Annotated in this window: 22 protein-coding genes; 5 read left to right on the top strand and 17 right to left on the bottom strand. The window is 60.1% G+C overall.

Features of this window, described 5'->3' with window-relative positions; genetic code table 11:
• Positions 1–55: 55 nt before the first annotated feature.
• The gene (locus JUI81_RS06220) at positions 56–1015 is read left to right on the top strand and encodes an amino acid ABC transporter permease (protein WP_019581834.1); all 960 of its coding nucleotides are present in this window, start codon (positions 56–58) and stop codon (positions 1013–1015) included.
• Positions 1008–1742, top strand: a complete 735-nt coding sequence (locus JUI81_RS06215; RefSeq protein ID WP_204123941.1) for an amino acid ABC transporter ATP-binding protein — start codon at positions 1008–1010, stop codon at positions 1740–1742. Before JUI81_RS06220 ends, JUI81_RS06215 begins: the two co-directional genes overlap by 8 nt.
• 110 nt (positions 1743–1852) lie before the next feature.
• On the opposite strand, the gene JUI81_RS06210 is transcribed toward JUI81_RS06215, so the two are convergent.
• The 10 genes from JUI81_RS06210 to ubiE form a co-directional block, all read right to left on the bottom strand.
• The gene (locus tag JUI81_RS06210) at positions 1853–3769 is read right to left on the bottom strand and encodes a methyl-accepting chemotaxis protein (protein ID WP_204123940.1); all 1917 of its coding nucleotides are present in this window, start codon (positions 3767–3769) and stop codon (positions 1853–1855) included.
• 106 nt (positions 3770–3875) lie between these two features.
• Positions 3876–4583, bottom strand: a complete 708-nt coding sequence (locus tag JUI81_RS06205; protein ID WP_019581836.1) for a 16S rRNA (uracil(1498)-N(3))-methyltransferase — start codon at positions 4581–4583, stop codon at positions 3876–3878.
• Complete coding sequence (tatC, locus tag JUI81_RS06200) at positions 4580–5374, bottom strand: twin-arginine translocase subunit TatC (protein ID WP_019581837.1); 795 nt, start codon at positions 5372–5374, stop codon at positions 4580–4582. The genes JUI81_RS06205 and tatC overlap by 4 nt, the downstream gene beginning before the upstream one ends.
• A complete protein-coding gene (gene tatB / locus JUI81_RS06195) occupies positions 5371–5802 on the bottom strand; it encodes a Sec-independent protein translocase protein TatB (RefSeq protein WP_019581838.1) in 432 nt (143 codons plus the stop codon). Before tatB ends, tatC begins: the two co-directional genes overlap by 4 nt.
• Before the next feature lie 10 nt (positions 5803–5812).
• Complete coding sequence (locus JUI81_RS06190; RefSeq protein ID WP_018929163.1) at positions 5813–6091, bottom strand: twin-arginine translocase TatA/TatE family subunit; 279 nt, start codon at positions 6089–6091, stop codon at positions 5813–5815.
• 24 nt (positions 6092–6115) lie between these two features.
• Positions 6116–6448 carry a phosphoribosyl-ATP diphosphatase gene (locus JUI81_RS06185; protein WP_007899279.1) on the bottom strand — a complete coding sequence of 111 codons (333 nt, stop codon included), beginning with the start codon at positions 6446–6448 and terminating at the stop codon, positions 6116–6118.
• Positions 6441–6842, bottom strand: a complete 402-nt coding sequence (gene hisI / locus JUI81_RS06180; RefSeq protein WP_007936797.1) for a phosphoribosyl-AMP cyclohydrolase — start codon at positions 6840–6842, stop codon at positions 6441–6443. The genes JUI81_RS06185 and hisI overlap by 8 nt, the downstream gene beginning before the upstream one ends.
• 91 nt (positions 6843–6933) lie before the next feature.
• Positions 6934–8538 (bottom strand): ubiquinone biosynthesis regulatory protein kinase UbiB, encoded by a 1605-nt coding sequence (ubiB, locus tag JUI81_RS06175; protein WP_028939613.1) that lies wholly within the window; start codon positions 8536–8538, stop codon positions 6934–6936.
• Entirely contained in the window at positions 8535–9158 is a 624-nt protein-coding gene (locus tag JUI81_RS06170) for an SCP2 domain-containing protein (protein ID WP_204123939.1), read from the bottom strand. The genes ubiB and JUI81_RS06170 overlap by 4 nt, the downstream gene beginning before the upstream one ends.
• The gene (ubiE, locus tag JUI81_RS06165; RefSeq protein WP_007936800.1) at positions 9158–9928 is read right to left on the bottom strand and encodes a bifunctional demethylmenaquinone methyltransferase/2-methoxy-6-polyprenyl-1,4-benzoquinol methylase UbiE; all 771 of its coding nucleotides are present in this window, start codon (positions 9926–9928) and stop codon (positions 9158–9160) included. The genes JUI81_RS06170 and ubiE overlap by 1 nt, the downstream gene beginning before the upstream one ends.
• Positions 9929–10082: 154 nt before the next feature.
• On the opposite strand from ubiE, the gene JUI81_RS06160 reads away from it, so the two are divergent.
• The 3 genes from JUI81_RS06160 (at position 10083) to JUI81_RS06150 (ending at position 11830) form a co-directional block, all read left to right on the top strand.
• The gene (locus JUI81_RS06160; protein ID WP_018929158.1) at positions 10083–10358 is read left to right on the top strand and encodes a polyhydroxyalkanoic acid system family protein; all 276 of its coding nucleotides are present in this window, start codon (positions 10083–10085) and stop codon (positions 10356–10358) included.
• 205 nt (positions 10359–10563) lie between these two features.
• A complete protein-coding gene (locus JUI81_RS06155) occupies positions 10564–10986 on the top strand; it encodes a phasin family protein (RefSeq protein ID WP_018929157.1) in 423 nt (140 codons plus the stop codon).
• A 10-nt stretch (positions 10987–10996) separates the two neighbouring features.
• Entirely contained in the window at positions 10997–11830 is an 834-nt protein-coding gene (locus JUI81_RS06150; RefSeq protein ID WP_019581844.1) for a phasin family protein, read from the top strand.
• A gap of 89 nt (positions 11831–11919) precedes the next feature.
• Here the strand turns inward: JUI81_RS06150 and JUI81_RS06145 are convergent, their stop codons facing one another.
• The 7 genes from JUI81_RS06145 to hslV form a co-directional block, all read right to left on the bottom strand.
• Positions 11920–12540, bottom strand: a complete 621-nt coding sequence (locus JUI81_RS06145; protein WP_019581845.1) for a TetR/AcrR family transcriptional regulator — start codon at positions 12538–12540, stop codon at positions 11920–11922.
• A gap of 59 nt (positions 12541–12599) precedes the next feature.
• Entirely contained in the window at positions 12600–14282 is a 1683-nt protein-coding gene (gene phaC, locus JUI81_RS06140; protein ID WP_019581846.1) for a class II poly(R)-hydroxyalkanoic acid synthase, read from the bottom strand.
• A gap of 129 nt (positions 14283–14411) precedes the next feature.
• Entirely contained in the window at positions 14412–15266 is an 855-nt protein-coding gene (gene phaZ, locus JUI81_RS06135; protein ID WP_019581847.1) for a poly(3-hydroxyalkanoate) depolymerase, read from the bottom strand.
• A gap of 134 nt (positions 15267–15400) precedes the next feature.
• Positions 15401–17080, bottom strand: coding sequence for a class II poly(R)-hydroxyalkanoic acid synthase (phaC, locus tag JUI81_RS06130; protein WP_007936808.1), 1680 nt, complete (start codon positions 17078–17080; stop codon positions 15401–15403).
• Positions 17081–17334: 254 nt separating this feature from the next.
• Positions 17335–17712 carry a gamma-butyrobetaine hydroxylase-like domain-containing protein gene (locus JUI81_RS06125; RefSeq protein ID WP_019581848.1) on the bottom strand — a complete coding sequence of 126 codons (378 nt, stop codon included), beginning with the start codon at positions 17710–17712 and terminating at the stop codon, positions 17335–17337.
• A 95-nt stretch (positions 17713–17807) separates the two neighbouring features.
• Positions 17808–19148: an ATP-dependent protease ATPase subunit HslU gene (gene hslU, locus JUI81_RS06120; RefSeq protein ID WP_019581849.1), complete on the bottom strand. Its 1341-nt coding sequence runs from the start codon at positions 19146–19148 to the stop codon at positions 17808–17810.
• Positions 19149–19202: 54 nt separating this feature from the next.
• Positions 19203–19733, bottom strand: a complete 531-nt coding sequence (hslV, locus tag JUI81_RS06115) for an ATP-dependent protease subunit HslV (protein WP_007936812.1) — start codon at positions 19731–19733, stop codon at positions 19203–19205.
• Positions 19734–19943 lie beyond the last annotated feature (210 nt).

Genomic DNA, 19943 nt, shown 5'->3' with positions numbered 1-19943 from the left:
TTGCCCGCGAAGGCGTCCTCCCCAGCGACTTAGCATTCGGAACCTGCAAACCCCAATGAAACAGAAAAAAACCCAATGGCCCTGGCACGTATTAACCGTGCTGGTGCTGATCGGCCTGGCTGGCGCGTTGTACTACGCCACCTCGCTGATGTCCTACGAATGGCGCTGGAACCGTGTGCCGCAGTACTTCGCCTACCACGCCGAAGAGTCCCAGCGTGCGGCCGACATCTCCACCGTCAGTGAGCTGGTGCGCAAGGGCGGCAAGGCTGAAGTGACCCTGCGCAATGATGCCGGGGATGAGCAGCACCTGACGGTTGACGACAACAGCCTGCAAGTCGCGCAAGGCGATGATGTGGCCGAAGGCGACGTGATCGGTGTGACCCGGCATTGGGCCGCCGGCCCGCTGCTATGGGGTCTCTGGACCACGTTGTGGTTGTCCCTGGTGTCTGGCGTGCTTGGCCTGCTGATCGGCTTGGCCACCGGGCTGTGCCGCCTGTCGAACAACCCGACCCTGCGCGACCTCTCGACGATCTATGTCGAGCTGGTGCGCGGTACGCCGCTGTTGGTGCAGATTTTCATTTTCTACTTCTTCATCGGCACCGTGATGAACCTCTCCCGGGAGTTCGCCGGGATCGCCGCGTTGTCGCTGTTCACCGGTGCCTACGTGGCGGAGATCATCCGCTCTGGGGTGCAGTCCATTGCCCGTGGCCAGAACGAAGCGGCGCGTTCCCTCGGTTTGAGCGGTGGCCAGTCGATGCGCCATGTGGTGCTGCCGCAAGCGTTCAAGCGCGTGCTGCCGCCGCTGGCCGGGCAGTTCATCAGTCTGGTCAAGGACACCTCGCTGGTGTCGGTGATCGCGATTACCGAACTGTTGAAAAGCGGTCGCGAAGTCATCACCACCTCGTTCTCGCCGTTCGAAATCCTGTTCTGCGTGGCTGGGCTGTACCTGTTGATCAACCTGCCGCTGTCGAAAATCGCCAGTCGGCTTGAGCGGAGGCTCGCGCAAAGTGATTGAAGTCCGCGATCTGATAAAAGTCTTCGACACTCGCGGCCAGGTGGTTCGCGCGGTGGACAACGTCACCACCCAAGTGGCGAAGGGCGAAGTATTGGTGGTGATCGGCCCGTCCGGTTCCGGCAAATCGACCTTTCTGCGCTGCCTGAATGGCCTGGAAGCGTTCGACTCCGGTTCGGTGAGCATCGACGGTCTGCAACTGGCCGACCCGAAAACCGACGTCAACGCCTACCGCCGCGAAGTCGGCATGGTGTTTCAGCATTTCAACCTGTTCCCGCACATGACCGTGCTGGAGAACCTCTGCCTGGCCCAGAAAGTCGTGCGCAAGCGAGGCAAGAAGGAGCGCGAGGCCAAGGCCATGGTGTTGCTGGAAAAGGTCGGTATCGCTCAGAAGGCCCACGAGTTTCCATCGCGCCTGTCCGGTGGTCAGCAGCAGCGCGTGGCCATTGCTCGGGCGTTGGCGATGGAGCCGAAGGTCATGCTGTTCGATGAGCCGACGTCGGCGCTCGACCCGGAAATGGTCGGTGAAGTGCTGGATGTGATGAAGACCCTGGCCGTGGAAGGCATGACCATGGTGTGCGTCACCCACGAAATGGGCTTCGCCCGGGAAGTGGCGGATCGGGTGCTGTTCTTCGATCACGGCAAATTGCTGGAAGATGCCTCGCCGACCGAGTTCTTCGATGCACCGAAGGATCCGCGTGCGCAGGCGTTTTTGCGGCAGGTTCTCTAACTTCGTCGCCTGATCCATCGCATTCGCGGGCAAGCCTCGCTCCTACAGGAATTCCCCCGTAGGAGCGAGGCTTGCCCGCGAATGGCTTCACCTCGGTCTTAAGCGAACGCTCAAACCTTGAATCTGCCCACCAGCATCTGCAGATGCGTCCCCAGCCGCGCCAGTTCCACGCTGGAGGCCGCGGTCTCTTCACTGGCGGCCGAGGTCTGCTCGGATACGTCACGCACATTCAGCACGCTGCGGTTGATCTCTTCGGCCACCGCGCTCTGTTGTTCGGCGGCAGCGGCGATCTGCTGGTTCATCGACTGGATCGCCGACACGGTGCGGGTGATGCTTTCCAGTGAGCCACCGGCACGGCGGGTCAGTTCGACGCTGCTGTCGGTCAGGCTGCGGCTGTTGTCCATGATGGTCGCGACTTGCTGAGTGCCGGTTTGCAGGCCAACGATCAGCTCTTCGATTTCTTCAGTGGACTTCTGGGTACGCTGGGCCAGGCTGCGGACTTCGTCGGCGACCACCGCAAAGCCACGCCCGGCTTCACCGGCGCGAGCGGCTTCGATGGCGGCGTTGAGCGCCAGCAGGTTGGTTTGCTGGGCCACGGATTTGATCACGTCGAGCACGCTGCCGATCTTGTCGCTTTCGCGTTTCAGGTCGCCCATGGCGGCAGTGGAATTGCCGACTTCGAGGGCCAGGCGCTCGATCTGGGCGATGGCTTCGCCGACCACCCTGTCACCCTCGCGGGCCTGCTGGTCGGCGGCGACGGCTGCTTCTGATGCTTCCTCGGCGTTACGCGCGACTTCCTGCACGGTGGCGGTCATTTCGTGCATGGCGGTGGCCACTTGATCGGTTTCGACCTTCTGACTGTTGACCCCGGCGCTGGTCTGCTCGGTAACGGCAGACAGTTCTTCAGCGGCGCTGGCGATTTGGGTCACGCCGTCGCTGATGCCGCCGATCAGTTCCCGCAGGCCCAGGGTCATGCTCTGCATGGCGCGCTGTAGCTGGCCCAGTTCGTCCTGGCGTTCGGAAATCAGGTTGTGGCTCAGGTCGCCCGCGGCGACGCGCTCGGCCACTTTCAGGGTCTGGCTCAGGGGAATGACGATCTGCCGGGTGATGGCCCAGGCCGCGAACAGGCCAAAGGCCGACGCCAGGACGGTGGCCATCAGCAGCAGATTCTTGGCATGCGCCGTATCGGCGTCACGCACGGCGGTTTGCGAGGTGGTGAGCTTTTTGCTGACGTCGAACAGTATGTCGCCCTGGGCGCTCATGCGTTTGAAGGCAGCAGCGCTGGCGACCTGGGAGTCGCGGAACTGGCTGACAGCCGCGCGATAGGCCTTGAGCGAGTCGGTCGCCTGTTGCAGGTTGGCGATGTGTTGCTCCGGTAGTTTGGACGGCAGGCTTTCGAGGTTTTTCAGGGCGTTGTCGATGGCGTCCAGCGCTGGTTGCTCGGCCTCGGGCTTGCCGCTGTAGGTGTAGCCGCGGACCTGGAAGCGCGCCTGCTGGATCAGCTTGCTCAGTTCGATCACGCTGTTGAATTGAGCGACGCTGTCGCCCTGCAGCATGGATTTTTCGACTTCAGCGACGCGGGCCACGGCGTTATCGGCGGTGGCGCCCAGTTTGCTGCGAGCATCTTCGCGAGCGACGGTGGCCTGGGTCAGGTCGGCGAAGGCGCGTTTGTACTCGCTGATGGCGGCCACTTGCTGGTCGATCAATGCCACGTCGTCAGGTTGTTCGATCAGTGTGCGGGCGGTTTTCAGACCAGTATCGATTTTGCCGATCAGCTCGTTGACGGCGCCCGGTCCTTGTTCGCCACGGCGCATGTCGTAGTCCAGACGGGCGAGGCGCAGGTCTTTGGTCAGCTCATTGAGGCTGGAAATAAACCCGAGCGTGTCGCCACGGCTGATCACACCGCTCAGGCCGGTCCAGCCGGTGAAGGTGATCAACAAGGTGAGAAGCAGCACCAGACCGAAGCCGACACCCAGTTTGCGATTGACGCTTACGTTCCCCAGTTTCTCGGCTAGCCAACGGTACATGCTGCAACTCCCCTCGGACCATTATTCGGATTTATGGGGACTGTATCGGCAGGCAGGCTGGAACCTGTAGGTGAGCAAACACCTGTGGCAAGGGTAAGTGTCTGGGTCAGAACAAACGCGAGAGCAGTGCAGTGACCGCTGTTTCGACCCGCAGGATGCGCTCGCCGAGCTGCACCGGTTGCAGGCCGGCCTTGGCCAGCAGGTCGATTTCGTAAGGAATCCAGCCGCCTTCGGGGCCGATGGCCAGGGTCACGGGTTCGTCCAGGCCACGGGGGCAGGGCGGGTAATTGCCGGGATGACCGACCAGGCCGAGAGTGCCTTCAGTGATTGCTGGCAGGCGATCTTCGACAAAAGGTTTGAAACGCTTTTCGATGACGACTTCCGGCAGCACGCTGTCCCGGGCTTGTTCAAGCCCCAGGATCAATTGCTCGCGAATAGCCTCAGGTTCGAGGAACGGGGTTTGCCAGAAGCTCTTCTCGACGCGATAGCTGTTTACCAGAACGATTCGCGGCACACCCATGGCGGCCACGGTCTGGAACACCCTGCGGAGCATTTTCGGGCGTGGCAGGGCCAACACCAGGGTCAGTGGCAGCTTGGTCGGTGGCGGTTGATCGAGGGTGACGCGCAACTCGGCTTCGTCGGCGTCCAGGCGCAGCACTTCGGCGGCGCCCATCAGCCCACCAATACGCCCGACGCGCATGCTGTCACCCACTTCACAGCGGTGGACTTCCTGCATATGGGTCAAGCGGCGATCGCGCAGGATCGCCCGGTCGGCCGCAATGAAATCGGCCTCCTCAAGGAGCAGCAGGTTCACGCTTGGGTCGCTGGCGGCTGGTCGTTGTGATCGTCAGCCGGTTTTTCGTCCGGGTGCTCGCCGCGCTTGCTGATCAGGCCGCCGAACAGGACGCCGATCTCGAACAGCAACCACATTGGTACGGCCAACAGCGTCTGCGAGAAGATGTCCGGCGGCGTCAGGATCATGCCGACCACGAAGCAGCCGATGACCACGTACGGGCGGATTTTCTTCAGGTAGGCGACGTTGACCACGCCGATCCACACCAGCAGCACCACGGCCACCGGGATCTCGAACGCCACGCCGAAGGCGAAGAACAATGTCATGACGAAATCGAGGTAGCTGGTGATGTCGGTCATCATTTCCACGCCGGCCGGGGTGGCAGCGGCGAAGAACTTGAAGATCAGCGGGAACACCAGGAAATAGGCGAAGGCCATGCCGGTGTAGAACAGCAGGATGCTGGAGACCAGCAACGGCACGGCGATGCGCTTCTCATGCTTGTACAGGCCTGGCGCGATGAAACCCCAGATCTGATGCAGGATCACCGGGATTGCCAGGAACAGCGAGACCATCATGGTCAGCTTCAGCGGCGTCAGGAATGGCGACGACACGTCGGTGGCGATCATCGTCGCGCCGGCCGGCAGGTACTGGCGCAGCGGCGTGGAGACGAAGGTGTAGATCTGCTGGGTGAAGGCGAACAACCCGGCGAAGATAATGAAAATCGCCGCTACACAGCGCAGCAGACGGGTGCGCAACTCGGTGAGGTGCGAAACCAGCGGCATGTGCTGGTCGTTTTCGGGGAGATCGCTCATGGGGCTCGCGGCGGCAAAGTGGTGTCGTGAGGCGCCGGGGTTGTCGGCGCGGCGGCAGGAGCAACAGGTTCTACCGGAGTAGCAGGTGCAGGTTCAGCGGCTGCAACCGCCGGCGTAGCGTCAGTTGTCGGCGCATGAATCGTCGGCGTCGCCACAGGTTCCACCGGAGTTGGCTCCTGCTGGGTCGGCGTGAAAATTTTCCGCGCCTCCTGCTCCAGGGACAGAATGTGCTCGTTGTGCAGTTGCCGGCGAATCTCGTCGGCACCGATTTCACGTTCAACTTCCTGTTTGATCGCGTTGAAGCTGCGCTTCAGCCGCCCGACCCACAGGCCAGCGGTGCGCGCAGCACCCGGCAGGCGCTCGGGGCCCAGCACCAGCAGGGCGACGAGGCCGACGAGCAGCAGTTCAGAGAAGCTGATACCAAACATTAGTCAGTGCTCACGAGTCTTTGCGGATCGGCTCTTCGACTTTTTGCGCCTGCACGTCGATGGTGTGCGGCGGGTTCACAGACGTTGTGGCCTGTGGCTGGGTCGGTGGAACCGGTTGGGCCGGAGTCGCAGTCGGGTCGGCCGGTTTCTCTTCGTCGTTCATGGCCTTGCGAAAGCCCTTGATCGACTCGCCGACGTCAGTGCCGAGGTTTTTCAGTTTCTTGGTGCCGAACACCAGCACCACGACAACCAGGATGACGATCCAGTGTTTCCAGTCAAAAATGCCCATGTTGCGTTCCTCTCTAATAATTGTTCAGGCGGACGGGCGCGAGGCTTTCTCGGCGTGTCCGGACAGACCGAAGCGACGGTCCAGTTCATCGAGCACAGCCTGTGGATGTTGCCCCAACTGGGCGAGCATGACCATGCTGTGGAACCACAGGTCGGCGGTCTCGTAGATCACATCGCTGCAGTCACCGCTGATGGCGGCATCCTTGGCGGCGATAATGGTTTCGACCGACTCTTCGCCGACTTTTTCCAGAATCTTGTTCAAGCCCTTGTGGTACAGGCTGGCGACGTACGAGCTGTCGGCGGCTGCGCCTTTGCGCTCTTCCAGCACCTGGGCCAGACGGGTCAAAGTGTCACTCATGGGTATGTCCTGCGGAGTAGATGGCGTGCGGGTCTTTGAGAACCGGGTCGACGGTTTTCCAGTCGCCGTTCTCGAAGACGCGATAGAAGCAGCTCTGACGGCCGGTATGGCAGGCGATGTCGCCGATCTGCTCGACCATCAGGATGATCACGTCAGCGTCACAGTCCAGGCGCATCTCATGCAGGGTTTGCACGTGGCCGGACTCTTCGCCCTTGCGCCACAGCTTGCCACGGGAACGTGACCAGTAAATGGCACGGTTCTCGGCGGCGGTCAATTGCAGTGCTTCGCGGTTCATCCAGGCCATCATCAGGACGCGTCCGGTCTTGTGATCCTGGGCAATCGCCGGCACCAGTCCATCGGCGTCCCACTTGATCTCGTCCAGCCAGTTTTTCATCTTCGACTCCGACAGCGGGCTCTACTTCAATAGTTGAGGCCAATGTTCAAATTCAGCGTTCAAACAGTGTGCCAGCCGATGATCCAACTGGCTATCGGCGAACGACCAGATACAAGCCGATCGCCACCATGATTCCGGCGGGCCAATGCCCCAGTTCGTGTAACGGGCCACCGGCGGCGAGTATCGTGCCACCCGCCAGATGAGCGGTACCGAGCAGGCGCAGGAACACGTCGTCCTTGCGCCGGTGCCACGGAGGCGGCGGGTCGTTGGCGTGGGGTTGGGACATGCGCTCAAGCAGGTCGCGGGCCATGTTGGCCAGGTGCGGGAGCTGCTCGAACTGGCTCTGCACGTTGCCCAGCAAGGCTTTGGGGCTGACGCGCTCGCGCATCCAGCGTTCGAGGAACGGCTGGGCGGTGTTCCACAGATCGAGGTCCGGGTACAACTGACGACCCAGGCCTTCGATGTTCAACAGGGTTTTTTGCAGCAAGACCAGCTGCGGCTGCACTTCCATGTTGAAGCGTCGAGCGGTCTGGAACAGGCGCATCAGCACCTGACCAAAGGAAATATCTTTTAAAGGTTTTTCGAAGATCGGTTCGCACACCGTGCGGATTGCCGCTTCGAATTCGTTGAGTTTGGTTTCCGCCGGCACCCAGCCCGAGTCGATGTGCAATTGCGCGACACGCCGGTAGTCACGCTTGAAGAACGCGAACAGGTTGCGCGCCAGATAGTCCTGGTCTTCCGGGGTCAGGCTGCCGACGATGCCGCAGTCGATGGCGATGTACTGTGGGCTCCAAGGCTGCACGGTGCTGACGAAAATGTTGCCGGGGTGCATGTCGGCGTGGAAGAAACTGTCGCGGAATACCTGGGTGAAGAAGATCTCCACACCACGCTCGGCGAGCATTTTCATGTCGGTGCGCTGGTCGGCCAGGGTCGCGAGGTCGGTGACCTGAATCCCGTAGATGCGCTCCATCACCAGCACTTTCGGTCGGCACCAGTCCCAATAGACTTGCGGCACATACAGTAGCGGCGAACCGTCGAAGTTGCGCTTCAACTGGCTGGCGTTGGCGGCCTCACGCAGCAGATCGAGTTCGTCGTAGATGGTTTTTTCGTAATCACTGACCACGTCCACCGGGTGTAGCAGACGGGCGTCGGCCGAGAGTTTTTCCGCGGCGCGGGCCAGAATGAACAGCCATGCCAGGTCCTGGGCAATCACCGGCTTGAGGCCCGGGCGGATCACCTTGACCACTACTTCTTCACCGGTTTTCAGCTGCGCGGCATGCACCTGCGCCACCGAAGCCGAGGCCAGCGGTTCGACGTCGAAACGTGAGAAGACTTCATTGATCTTCTTGCCGAGCTGCTCTTCGATCAACCGGACCGACACTTGCGAGTCGAACGGCGGTACCCGGTCCTGCAACATCATCAGTTCATCGGCGATGTCTTCGGGCAGCAAGTCGCGGCGCGTCGAAAGGATCTGGCCGAACTTGATGAAAATCGGCCCGAGGTCCTGCAACGCCAGGCGCAATCGTGCGCCACGGCTCAGGTCCAGGGGCTTGCGCGGGAACCAGCGCCACGGCAATGCATAGCGCAGCGCCAGCAGAAACCAGGGCAATGGCAGGGCGAACAGCAGGTCATCGAGGCGGTAACGGATCACGACGCGCTGGATGCGCAACAAACGGCGGACGGCAAGCAGCTTCATGCGTTATCGCTTGGGTCGAGGGATCGGGAAAGGCGCTCGAAACGCGCCTCGAGACGTTCCAGATCGAGTTTGATCTGGTCCAGTTCACTGAAACGGGCTTCCGCTTCGCGCTGACCGACCAGGGTGCGCGATTCTTCGGCCAGGTATTCGCCCAGGTTCTGGTTGAGGCTGGCGAACCCTTGCTGATACCAGCGTGCGCGGCTGCGCAGATGACCTCCGACCAGTTGCGTGGCCACAGGCCCCAGCCAGCGCGAGAGTTCATACTCCCAGTCCAGCTCCAGGTCCTGAAGGACCACCGCCAGTTCCAGCAGCACGCCGCTGTCGCCGTCGAGCTCGACTTCCGGGCCATGCAGCACGGAAGTCTTGTCTTTGCTCGTCGCCAGTTTCAGCAGGCTTGAGGCCGGTGCGCGCAAGGTGCAGTCGGCACCGGTTTCCCAGTGGGACGCCAGCATCAGGCCTTCATCGCTGGGCAGGATGAACAATTGCAACGCCGGGCTGCGGCAGTCGACGGCAATCACCTTGCCACTCAAATGCGCCAGCCGCGGCAGCGCCGTGCTGTCGAGACGCAGCACCCGGTTCAGACCGAGTTCAACGCTGGCGAGCAGGCCGGCCAGCAACATCAGGGTTTGATGCCACGGTGCAGGGCGACGATGCCTGCGGTCATGTTGTGGTAGGTCACGCGGTCGAAACCGGCCTCGACCATCATCGACTTCAGGGTTTCCTGATTCGGGTGCATGCGGATCGATTCGGCCAGGTAGCGATAGCTTTCCGAATCATTGGTGATCAGCTTGCCCATCAACGGCATGAAGGCGAACGAATAGGCATCGTAGGCTTTGGACATCAGTGCGTTGGTGGGTTTGGAGAACTCCAGCACCAGCAGGCGACCGCCGGGCTTGAGCACGCGCAGCATCGAGCGCAGGGCGTCTTCTTTATGCGTCACGTTGCGCAGGCCGAAAGCGATGGTCACGCAGTCGAAGTGGTTGTCCGGGAACGGCAGCTTTTCAGCGTCGGCCTGGACGAATTCGACGTTGCCGGACACACCCAGATCCAGCAGGCGGTCACGACCGACCTTGAGCATGGATTCGTTGATGTCGGCCAACACTACCTGACCAGTCGGTCCCACAAGATGCGAAAACTTTTTGGTCAGGTCGCCAGTGCCGCCGGCGATGTCCAGCACGCGGTTACCGGCACGCACGCCCGACAGTTCGATCGCGAAACGCTTCCACAGACGGTGCATGCCGCCCGACAGGAGGTCGTTCATCAGGTCGTACTTGGCGGCTACCGAGTGGAAAACCTCAGCGACTTTTTCCGCTTTCTGGCTTTCCGGAACGTTTTTGAAGCCGAAGTGAGTGGTGGGTTCGGCATCGCTGCCTTTGCGCTGATCAGTCATATCGCTGTCACCAAAAGAGAATGCGCGACATTCTAATCCCGGTGGCTTGCTTTGTCTTGGCAAGGCTGAAGGTAAGATAGAGAGAAACCGGGACGTTTTGACGCAGTAACGGTCAAGATGCTTCAGGAAGTGTCCATAAAGCAGGAGTCATTCGATGGCCCATATTAGTGTTGAGCGTGCCCATGGCCTGGGTAAGGAAGCGGCCCGCGAGAAGGCCGACAAGTTGGCGCAGAAACTGTCCGATCAATATGGCCTGGAGCCGCAGTGGTCTGGCGACACGCTGAACCTCAAGCGCTCCGGTGTGAAAGGGGCGGTGCATGTGGGCGAGGATTCGATCAGGGTCGATGTCGAACTGGGGCTGTTGATGTCCGCCATGAGCGGCACCATCAAATCGGAAATCGAAAGGGCCCTCGACAAAGCCCTCGCGTGATTCCCCAAAGATCGCAGCCTTCGACAGCTCCTGCATTGAAATGTGTACATCTGCAGGCGCTGCCGAAGACTGAGATCTTTTCCCGGAGGCACCACCGATTTGTGTCATTTGTTAGGGTGCCGTTTCTAATTTTTCTCCCTACTTTGTGCCTGAGCCCGACACTTTCGCGGGCAGTTCCTCAACCCTTCTGCGCGTGAGGTGGACCATGGCCAAAGTTATTGTGAAGAAAAAAGTCGACGTTGAGACCAACACTCTGAACGACGTCAGATCGTATGCCCGCAAGATCTGGTTGGCGGGCCTGGGTGCTTACACCAAGGTCGGTCAAGAGGGTAGCGAGTACGTTCAAGAGTTGATCAAGGCTGGTCAAGCTGTTGAAAAGAAAGGTAAAAAAGTAGTTGCTGAGAAACTTGAAGCGGCTAATGCCGAGATCGATGAAGCCAAGAATGAAGTGAGTACTTTCAAAGGCAAAGTCGAACTTCAACTCGACAAAGTCGAGAAGGCTTTCGATACGCGTATCGCAAGTGCCTTGAATCGTATCGGCATTCCGTCTAAACATGACGTGGAGACACTCTCTGCTAAGCTCGATGAGCTGACAGCATTGCTCGAACGTGTCGCGCGTAAATCTTAAGGAGAACGGGATGGCTGGCAAAAAGAATACTGAAAAAGAAAGCAGCTCGTGGATCGGGAAGGTCGAAGACTACTCCCGCAAGATCTGGCTGGCTGGTTTAGGCGTGTACTCGAAGATTGATACTGACGGCAGCAAACTCTTCGATGCATTGGTTAAGGACGGCGAGAAAGCCGAGAAGCTCACCAAGAGCGCGGTCGGCAAGACTGTCGATGCTGCCAAGGACTCCGCTTCGTCGGCCAAGTCGCGCATCAGCGGCGTGAAAGATCGCGCACTGGGCAAGTGGGATGAGCTGGAAGGGGCTTTCGACAAGCGCCTGAACAGCGCCATTTCGCGCCTGGGTGTACCGAGCCGCAATGAAGTCAAGGCACTGCACAGCAAGGTCGATACCCTGACCAAGCAAATCGAAAAACTCACCGGTGCCAAGGTTGCGCCTGTTGCGGCGAAAACCGCGGCGGCCAAACCGGCAGCTAAAAGCGCGGCCAAACCATTGGCCAAGGCCGCAGCGAAACCTGCCGCCAAGCCGGCAGCCAAAACTGCTGCTGCGAAACCTGCAGCCAAAGCGGCCGCTAAACCCGCTGCTAAACCCGCTGCAAAAGCTGCTGCAAAACCAGCCGCTAAACCAGCGGCCAAACCTGCAGCTAAAACCGCAGCGGCCAAACCCGCTGCGGCGAAGAAGCCAGCAGTGAAGAAACCAGCCGCCCCGAAAGCGGCCGCTCCGAAACCAGCAGTGGCTGCCGCCAAACCGGCAACCCCGGTCAGTCCGGCGAACTCCGCCGCTGCACCGACCCCTGCTGTAACCCCGACTATCGCACCGACTCCATCGGCGCCAACCAGTCAGTCCTGATTTCCAGGACGCAAAAAAACGCCCGGCCTGTAAAGGTCGGGCGTTTTTGTTTGTGCATGGATTCCAGAAACCATCGAAGACCCACCGGGTCAGTCGTGCTCTTCGAGGTACTGCAACGCCAACCGCTCGGTCGCGACTTTGACCGGCGGCAACAAGTGCGGCGCCACCAGCATCATGATCTGGTACACCACCAGTCGTACTTCACCTTCACGGTCGAGAATCCGCTGATAGTCCAGCGAGAACAGCAATGTCATGGTGATTTGCTCCACCAGTTGCCCCAGCGCCTGGGTGTCGCTGACCAACTGCCCCTGAGCCTTCAACTGCGCCAGCAATGAAGCCAGTGTGCGCTTCAACGCATTGAGCAAGTTGCGTATCCCCTTGGCCAGTTTCGGCAGGCGGCCGGCAAGGTTCGACAAGTCCTGGAACAGAAACCGGTATTGGGCCAGGCGTTCGACGATCAGGTGCAGGAACAGCCAGTAATCTTCGGGTGCCAATTCCACATCGGACGGTGGATCGAGCAAGGGCGTCAGTTCGGTCTGGAAGCGTTCGAACAGCCCCAGGATCAGCGGCTCCTTGCCGTGGAAGTGGTAGTAGAGGTTGCCGGGGCTGATGCCCATTTCGTTGGCCACCTCCATGGTGGACACGTTCGGTTCGCCCTTCTGATTGAACAACTGCAGGGCACATTCGAGAATCCGGTCGCGGGTTTTCATCCAGTCTTCTTAATGGTCGAGTCAGGCCACGGCCATTGGCGGCCGTGGTTCATTGAGCGTCAGCGCACGCGCACGTAAGTACCGGGCGCCGCCTCCATCGGTGGATAGTTCTGGTTGCCAAGGGTCATCAGGGTTTCGTGTTGAGTGCCGGAGCGTTCCTGAATCCAGCTCAGCCATTGTGTCCACCAACTGCCGTCGACGCGTTTGGCGTCGTAATACCAGGCCCGCGGGTCGCTGCTCAGTTTCGGGTTCTCGACGTAGTTGGCTTTCGAGTTGTGCGGCGGGTTGAGAATGCTCTGCACATGACCGCTGCTCGACAGCACGAAGCGCCGCTCGCCACCCAGCAGCAAGGTCGAGCGATACACCGCATCCCACGGGGTGATGTGATCGTTCATGCCGGCCACGCTGAAACTGTCGACGGTGACTTTCTGCAGGTCGATCGGAGTGCCGCACACTTCCAGCCCGCCCGGATGACTCAGCGGGTTGTGCTTGAAGAAGTCCAGCAGGTCGCCATGAAACGCTGCCGGCAGGCGTGTGTTGTCATTGTTCCAGTAGAGGATGTCGAACGCCGGTGGCTCCTTGCCCAACAGGTAGTTATTGACGAAGTAATTCCAGATCAAATCGTTGGGGCGCATCCAGGCAAAAACCCTGGCCATGTCGCGACCTTCCAGAACGCCCTTCTGATATGAGCGGCGCTTGGCTGCTTCCAGCGTTTGTTCGTCGACGAAGAGGGTGGCCGGGCTTTCTATCTGACTGTCGAGCAGACTGACCAGATAGGTCGCGCTGGACACCCGCCGCAGCTGCCGCTTGGCCTGCAAGTGCCCTTGCAGCGCGGCGATGGTCAGCCCGCCGGCGCAGGCACCCATCAGGTTCACGTCGCGGGAACCGGTGATAGCCCGGCACACATTCATCGCTTCTTCGGTGGCTTCGACGTAAGACGACAGCCCCCATTCGCGGTGACGCACATCAGGATTGCGCCAGCTGATCACGAAGGTCTGCAAGCCGTTTTTAAGGGCGAACTGGACGAAGCTGTTACTGGGGCTCAAGTCGAAAATGTAGAACTTGTTGATCTGTGGCGGCACGATCAGCAATGGCTTGGAATACTGTTTTTCGCTCATTGGCTTGTACTGGATCAGTTCCAGCAGCTCATTGCGAAACACCACGGAGCCGGTGGTGGTGGCGACTGTCTTGCCTACCTCGAATGCTTGTTTGGTGACCTGTCTGGGCAAGCCGTCGTTGTGCAGCAGATCGTCAAGCAAATGGCCGATACCCCGCACCAGGCTGTGACCGCCAGAGTTGAAGATCTCCTTGACCGCCAGCGGATTGAGCAGGGTGTTGGACGGCGCCACGGCGTCGTTGATCAAGGCAAACGCAAAGTGGGCGCGGGCGCGATCGTCCGGGCTCAGGTTGCTCTCGTCGATCCAGTTTTTGACCTCCTTCTGCCAACTCAGGTAGGCCTGCAAACTGCGTCGATAAAAAGGGTTGAGGCTCCACGCCGGGTCGGCAAAGCGATTGTCTTGCGGATTGATCGGGTGCAGTGTCTCACCCAGCAGCACGCGGCCAAGCTGGCCTCCCAGCTTCAAGGCATGCCGGGCCGTGTACACCGGGTTGCGCAGGCCGTGGGTGGCCAGGCTGCGCAAGGTCGAAAGCAGGTCCCGGCCGCGCAGACCGGTCACCGCACTCTGTGCGTTGATGAATGCAGCGGGAGTGGGCAAGGAGCCCTTCGCTGGTTTGTCGCGCATGAGTCAACACTCCTTCGTCATCAGGCCAAAAACAAACTCACCGAACAAATCACCATAGACGTTGTTGCGGATTGTTGCGCGGTACGACGTCCTGTCGACGCTCTTTTCCTGAACCAAATCCGGGGCAGGTCAACTGCCCGATGGCGCCGGATGCGGATGCATCACTGCGCGCTGACGTTCCTCTTCGAGAAACTTCATGATGATCGGTGCCACCGCTTCGGCCCGGGTAATCAAGAACAGATGCCCGTCGTCGATGATGTGCAGTTGGGCATTGGGAATTCGCCAGGCCAGCATGCGCATATTGATCAGCGGGATCAGTGGGTCGTCGTCGCCCGCCAGCACCAGGGTCGGCTGGTGGATCTTGTGCAGCCAGTGAATGCTGGTCCAGCCGAACCCGGCGAACAGCTGCCAGTAGTAGCCCAGTTTGCCTGCCGAGCGAACTCGCGCGGCGTGACTGGCCGCCAGGGTCGGATCGCGACGGAACGAGCCGCCATAGATCATCGGCGCGATGCGAATCACATGGGACGGCTGGATGTAGCGTCGTGGGCTGGCCATCATCCATAGCACTTTCGGTTTGCCCGGCACCATCACTGTGCCGGCCGCCGTGGCTGCCAGCACCAGCTTCTTGCAGCGCTCGGGATAGTCATAGGCAAATTGCTGCGCCAGGGCGCCCCCCCATGACACGCCGATCACATTGACCTGCCCGTAATCGAGATAGTCGAGCATTCGCGCCGTCAGTTTCGCCAGGCCCGAAAAGCGATACGGCCGGCTGGGCGTCGATGAGCCGCCGACACCGGGTACGTCGAAGGCGATGACTTCCAGGTCCGGATCCAGCGCCTGGACGAACGGAAATATCAGCTCCAGGTTGGCACCGATGCCATTGAAAACCAGCAAGGGCGTCAAGTGAGGCTTGCCGGGGCGTACCGCGGTGCGGAGGGTCTGCCCATCCAGGTTGACGGTACGGAATATGAACGGTTGCGGCATGCACGAAGCCCTGTAGGTTTTAAACGCTGATCGGGCCATCCCGGGCCGTCGCAGAATGTTCGAGGCTGGCCTCGAGGCTGATTAATGACAATCGCGGCACCTCCCAGTGCCGCGGACTGCGAGTTGTTTGAAGTTCAACGTTCGTGCACATATGTGCCTGGCGACGCCTCACCCGCAGGATAGGCCTTGTTGCCAAGGTTGGCGGGGGACTTCTTCAGTTTGCCCGAGCGTTCGGCCTGCCACGCTTGCCAATGCAACCACCAGGAGTCGGTGTGCTTGGTGGAGTTTTCCATCCAGTCCTCGGCCTTGACCGGCATGTCGGTGCTGGTCATGTAGCGCGCTTTCGGGTTGCCGGGCGGGTTCAGAATGCTCTGGATATGCCCGCTGCTGGACAGCACGAACTCGACCTTGCCACCGAACAGTTGTGCCGACTTGTAGCAGGACTTCCACGGGGTGATGTGATCGTTGGTACCGGCCAGGGAAAAGATGTCGGCATCGACCTGTTTGAGGTCGATCGGTGTGCCGCACACTTCCAGTGCGTTGGGACGGATCAGTGGGTTGTTTTTGAACATCTCGATCAGGTCGCCGTGGAAAGCGGCCGGCAGGCGAGTGGTGTCGTTGTTCCAGAACAGAATGTCGAACACCGGTGGCTCGTTGCCCAACAGGTAGTTGTTGACCCAGTAGTTCCAGATCAAGTCGTTGGGGCGCATCCAGGCGAAGACTTTCGCCATGTCGCGACCTTCCAGCACACCGGCCTGGTAGGAATGGCGCTTGGCGGCTTCGAGGGTCTGCTCGTCGACGAACAGGGCCACGTCGCTGTCGAGGGTGGTGTCGAGCACGCTGACCAGCAGAGTCAGGGCGTTTACTTTCTTCTCGCCGATCGCTGCGTAGTGACCCAGCAGGGCAGTGCAGGTGATACCACCGGAGCAGGCGCCGAGCATGTTCACGTCTTTGCTGCCGGTGATCGCGGTGACTACATCGACCGCTTCCTTGAGCGCCTCGATGTAGGTCGACAGACCCCACTCGCGTTGCTCCTTGGTCGGGTTGCGCCAGCTGACGATGAAGGTCTGCACGTTGTTGCGCAGGCAGAAGCGCGCCAGGCTCTTGTCCGGGCTCAGGTCGAAAACGTAGAACTTGTTGATCTGCGGCGGCACCACCAGCAGTGGGCGTTCATGCACTTGCTCGGTGATCGGCTTGTACTGGATCAGCTCCAGCACGTCGTTGCGAAAGACCACTGCGCCTTCGGTTACACCCAGGCTCTTGCCGACTTCAAACGCGCCCATGTTGACCTGGCTCGGCATCCCGCCGTTGTGGATCAGATCCTTGGCCAGGTGGGAGAGGCCGTCGAGCAGGCTTTTGCCACCGGTTTCGAAGAAGCGTTTGACCGCCGCCGGGTTGGCTGCCGTGTTGGTCGGGGCCATGGCTTCGGTCATGAGGTTGATCACGAAATGCCCGCGAGCGACGTCCTTGGGCGAGAGATTGCTCTTATCGATCCAGGTGTGGAGTTCCTTGCGCCACGCCAGATAAGTTTGCAAATAACGTTTGTAGAGAGGGTTCTGGCTCCAGGCCGGGTCGAGGAAACGGCGGTCGTCGCTTTGCGGTTGAAGCTCGGATTTTCCGAACAGCACGTTCTTGAGTTCGATGCCGAAATGGGCGACGTGCCTGGCACTGTGGATGGGTTGTCTGATGGCCTGGGTCAGCACCATTCGGGCAGAGCCCAGTAGATCCTTTCTACGCAGCCCAACAACAGGATTCAGTCCCAAGGTATTTTCTGAAGCCTGGAATTTCAGGTCATCGTTTTGCTTGTTACTCATCTACGACGCTCCATTGTCCTGAGGCGAGTACCTGAGCCCAGCTGTGTAGTCACACAATGCGCCAGGTACTACTGCTCGGGTGACCGTTGATTGCATAGCTGCTTTTCAGTTCAGAGAGCACTGCACGGAACTTGCCAGCTCCATTGGTTACCCGAGTTTAATTTTTTTCGCAAGCGGGCCAATCGTTGACCCGGCAGCCAAGCATTCAAACAGATGGAATTAGAAAATGCCCTCTAAATACCTCGAGGCCTGACCTAGAGCATCAGCTTGACGACCGACTCGTTCGGATCACGGGTCTTTCCAGCCGCTTTGAGTTCGGCAAGATAATCGTTCCACAGATCCTCTTGGCGCACCGCCAACTGGTACAGATATTCCCAGGTGAACAGGCCGCTGTCGTGGCCGTCGTCGAAGGTCAATTTCAGTGCGTACTGACCGGCTGGTTCGACCTTGCTCAGGCCTACGCCGATCTTGCCAAATTGCAGGATAGGTTTGCCGTGGCCCTGGACCTCGGCGGAAGGAGAGTGCACGCGAAGGAATTCTGCGGGCAGGTGATACTCCTCGCCGGACGCATATTTGAGCGTCAGGGTTTTCGAGGCTTTGTGCAGTTTGATGTCGGTGGGGAGTTGGGTCATGGCAGGTCGTCCGTCTATGTGGAACGTTGTGCAGGAGCTGCCGCAGTCTACGGCAGCTCCTGCTGGGTTCACGTTCTCACAGGAGAGTAGGTGACCTACAGGATATAACGGGACAGGTCTTCGTTCTGTGCCAATTCGCCCAAGTGGCTGTTGACGTAATCGGCATCGATCAGGATCGCCTTTTCGTCATGGGTGCTGGCCAGATCGCCGGCACTGAACGACACCTCTTCAAGCAGACGCTCCAGCAAGGTGTGCAGGCGACGGGCGCCGATGTTCTCGGTCTTCTCGTTGACCTGCCAGGCAATCTCGGCAATACGCTTGATGCCGTCCGGCTGGAACTCGATGAGCAGCCCTTCGGTTTTCAGCAGCGCGCAATACTGCTCGGTGAGCGAGGCATGCGGTTCGCTAAGAATGCGTTCGAAATCTTCCGGGCTCAGGGCCTTGAGTTCGACCCGAATCGGCAGGCGACCTTGCAGTTCCGGCACCAGATCGCTCGGCTTGCTCAGGTGGAACGCACCGGAGGCGATGAACAGGATGTGGTCGGTCTTGACCATGCCCAGTTTGGTGTTGACGGTGCAGCCTTCGATCAGCGGCAGCAAGTCGCGCTGTACGCCTTCACGGGATACGTCGACGCCACCGGTATTGCCGCGCTTGGCGACCTTGTCGATTTCGTCGATGAACACGATGCCGTGCTGTTCGACAGCTTCCAGCGCCTTGGCCTTCAACTCTTCTTCGTTGACCAGGCGACCGGCTTCTTCGTCGCGAACCAGTTTCAGCGCTTCCTTGACCTTGAGCTTGCGGCTCTTGCGCTTGCCCTTGCCCATGTTGGCGAACAGGCTCTGCAACTGGTTGGTCATTTCTTCCATGCCCGGTGGCGCGGAGATATCGACGCCGGTGATTTCGGCAACTTCGATTTCGATCTCCTTGTCGTCCAGCTGACCTTCACGCAGGCGTTTGCGGAACAGCTGGCGGGTGTTGGAGTCCTGGGCCGGGGCGGCGTCTTCGTTGCTGAAGCCCATGCGTGCCGGTGGCAGCAAGGCGTCGAGGATGCGCTCTTCGGCGGCGTCTTCGGCGCGGTGGCGAACCTTGGTCATTTCCTGTTCGCGCAGCAGCTTGATCGCCGCGTCCGCCAGATCACGAATGATCGATTCGACGTCGCGGCCGACATAGCCCACTTCGGTGAATTTGGTCGCTTCGACTTTGATGAACGGAGCGTTGGCGAGTTTGGCCAGGCGACGGGCGATCTCGGTTTTACCGACGCCGGTCGGGCCGATCATCAGAATGTTCTTGGGGGTGACTTCGACGCGCAGCTCTTCGGGCAGCTGCATCCGGCGCCAGCGGTTGCGCAAGGCAATGGCGACGGCGCGTTTGGCATCGTCCTGGCCGATGATATGGCGATTGAGTTCGTGGACGATTTCACGGGGGGTCATGGGCATAGTAATTGGCGGTCCTCAAGCAAAAGTGAGCCGTGGCGCTAGGCCAAGACAGGCTTACTCAGCGAGATCCTGCTCCTCGATGGTGATGTTGTGGTTGGTGAACACGCAAATGTCGCCAGCGATGCCCAAAGCGGTTTCGACGATTTCCCGGGCCGACAGGTCGGTCTTTTTCAACAGCGCGCTGGCCGCAGCCTGGGCGTAGCCGCCGCCGGAACCCATGGCGATCAAGCCTTCTTCAGGCTCAACCACGTCACCGTTGCCGGTGATGATCAGGGAGGCGTCTTTGTTGGCGACCGCGAGCATGGCTTCGAGGCGGCTGAGGGAGCGGTCAGTGCGCCATTCTTTGGCGAGTTCGACAGCGGCGCGAACCAGGTGGCCCTGATGTTTTTCGAGTTGGCCTTCGAAGCGCTCGAAGAGGGTGAAGGCGTCAGCGGTAGCCCCGGCAAAACCGGCGATAACCTGACCGTGGTACAGGCGGCGAACTTTCTTCGCGTTGCCTTTCATCACGGTATTGCCGAGCGAAACCTGGCCGTCGCCGCCCATGACGACTTTGCCGTGGCGGCGAACTGAAACGATGGTGGTCAAGGGAGAGTCTCCACGCAGCGGGGCGAAAATGCCTTATGCCAACTCATATGGGGGTGGTGGAGCGTTTTTCAACTGTAGGACGCGGTGGGGGACGAGCGGTGTGTCATTTGCGAAGGCGGGTGCAAGTGAATCCCTGTGGCGAGGGGGCTTGCCCCCGTTCGGCTGCGAAGCAGTCGTAAATCCGGGCATCGCGGCTTGTCTGGCATACCG

This window comes from Pseudomonas sp. 008 (assembly GCF_016861935.1).
Classification (GTDB): domain Bacteria; phylum Pseudomonadota; class Gammaproteobacteria; order Pseudomonadales; family Pseudomonadaceae; genus Aquipseudomonas.
Note: the sequence above shows the minus strand (reverse complement) of the source record. Positions and strands in the feature narration are given on the sequence as shown.

Coding starts and splice junctions, on each gene's coding strand:
- JUI81_RS06210 (WP_204123940.1), bottom strand. CDS start 3,769: ATGTACCGTTGGCTAGCCGAGAAACTGGGGAACGTAAGCGTCAATCGC.
- ubiB (WP_028939613.1), bottom strand. CDS start 8,538: ATGAAGCTGCTTGCCGTCCGCCGTTTGTTGCGCATCCAGCGCGTCGTG.
- phaC (WP_019581846.1), bottom strand. CDS start 14,282: ATGCGCGACAAACCAGCGAAGGGCTCCTTGCCCACTCCCGCTGCATTC.
- JUI81_RS06150 (WP_019581844.1), top strand. CDS start 10,997: ATGGCTGGCAAAAAGAATACTGAAAAAGAAAGCAGCTCGTGGATCGGG.
- hslU (WP_019581849.1), bottom strand. CDS start 19,148: ATGCCCATGACCCCCCGTGAAATCGTCCACGAACTCAATCGCCATATC.
- JUI81_RS06160 (WP_018929158.1), top strand. CDS start 10,083: ATGGCCCATATTAGTGTTGAGCGTGCCCATGGCCTGGGTAAGGAAGCG.
- phaC (WP_007936808.1), bottom strand. CDS start 17,080: ATGAGTAACAAGCAAAACGATGACCTGAAATTCCAGGCTTCAGAAAAT.
- tatB (WP_019581838.1), bottom strand. CDS start 5,802: ATGTTTGGTATCAGCTTCTCTGAACTGCTGCTCGTCGGCCTCGTCGCC.
- JUI81_RS06220 (WP_019581834.1), top strand. CDS start 56: ATGAAACAGAAAAAAACCCAATGGCCCTGGCACGTATTAACCGTGCTG.
- JUI81_RS06155 (WP_018929157.1), top strand. CDS start 10,564: ATGGCCAAAGTTATTGTGAAGAAAAAAGTCGACGTTGAGACCAACACT.
- JUI81_RS06125 (WP_019581848.1), bottom strand. CDS start 17,712: ATGACCCAACTCCCCACCGACATCAAACTGCACAAAGCCTCGAAAACC.
- JUI81_RS06190 (WP_018929163.1), bottom strand. CDS start 6,091: ATGGGCATTTTTGACTGGAAACACTGGATCGTCATCCTGGTTGTCGTG.
- phaZ (WP_019581847.1), bottom strand. CDS start 15,266: ATGCCGCAACCGTTCATATTCCGTACCGTCAACCTGGATGGGCAGACC.
- ubiE (WP_007936800.1), bottom strand. CDS start 9,928: ATGACTGATCAGCGCAAAGGCAGCGATGCCGAACCCACCACTCACTTC.
- JUI81_RS06145 (WP_019581845.1), bottom strand. CDS start 12,540: ATGAAAACCCGCGACCGGATTCTCGAATGTGCCCTGCAGTTGTTCAAT.
- JUI81_RS06185 (WP_007899279.1), bottom strand. CDS start 6,448: ATGAGTGACACTTTGACCCGTCTGGCCCAGGTGCTGGAAGAGCGCAAA.
- tatC (WP_019581837.1), bottom strand. CDS start 5,374: ATGAGCGATCTCCCCGAAAACGACCAGCACATGCCGCTGGTTTCGCAC.
- JUI81_RS06170 (WP_204123939.1), bottom strand. CDS start 9,158: ATGTTGCTGGCCGGCCTGCTCGCCAGCGTTGAACTCGGTCTGAACCGG.
- hisI (WP_007936797.1), bottom strand. CDS start 6,842: ATGAAAAACTGGCTGGACGAGATCAAGTGGGACGCCGATGGACTGGTG.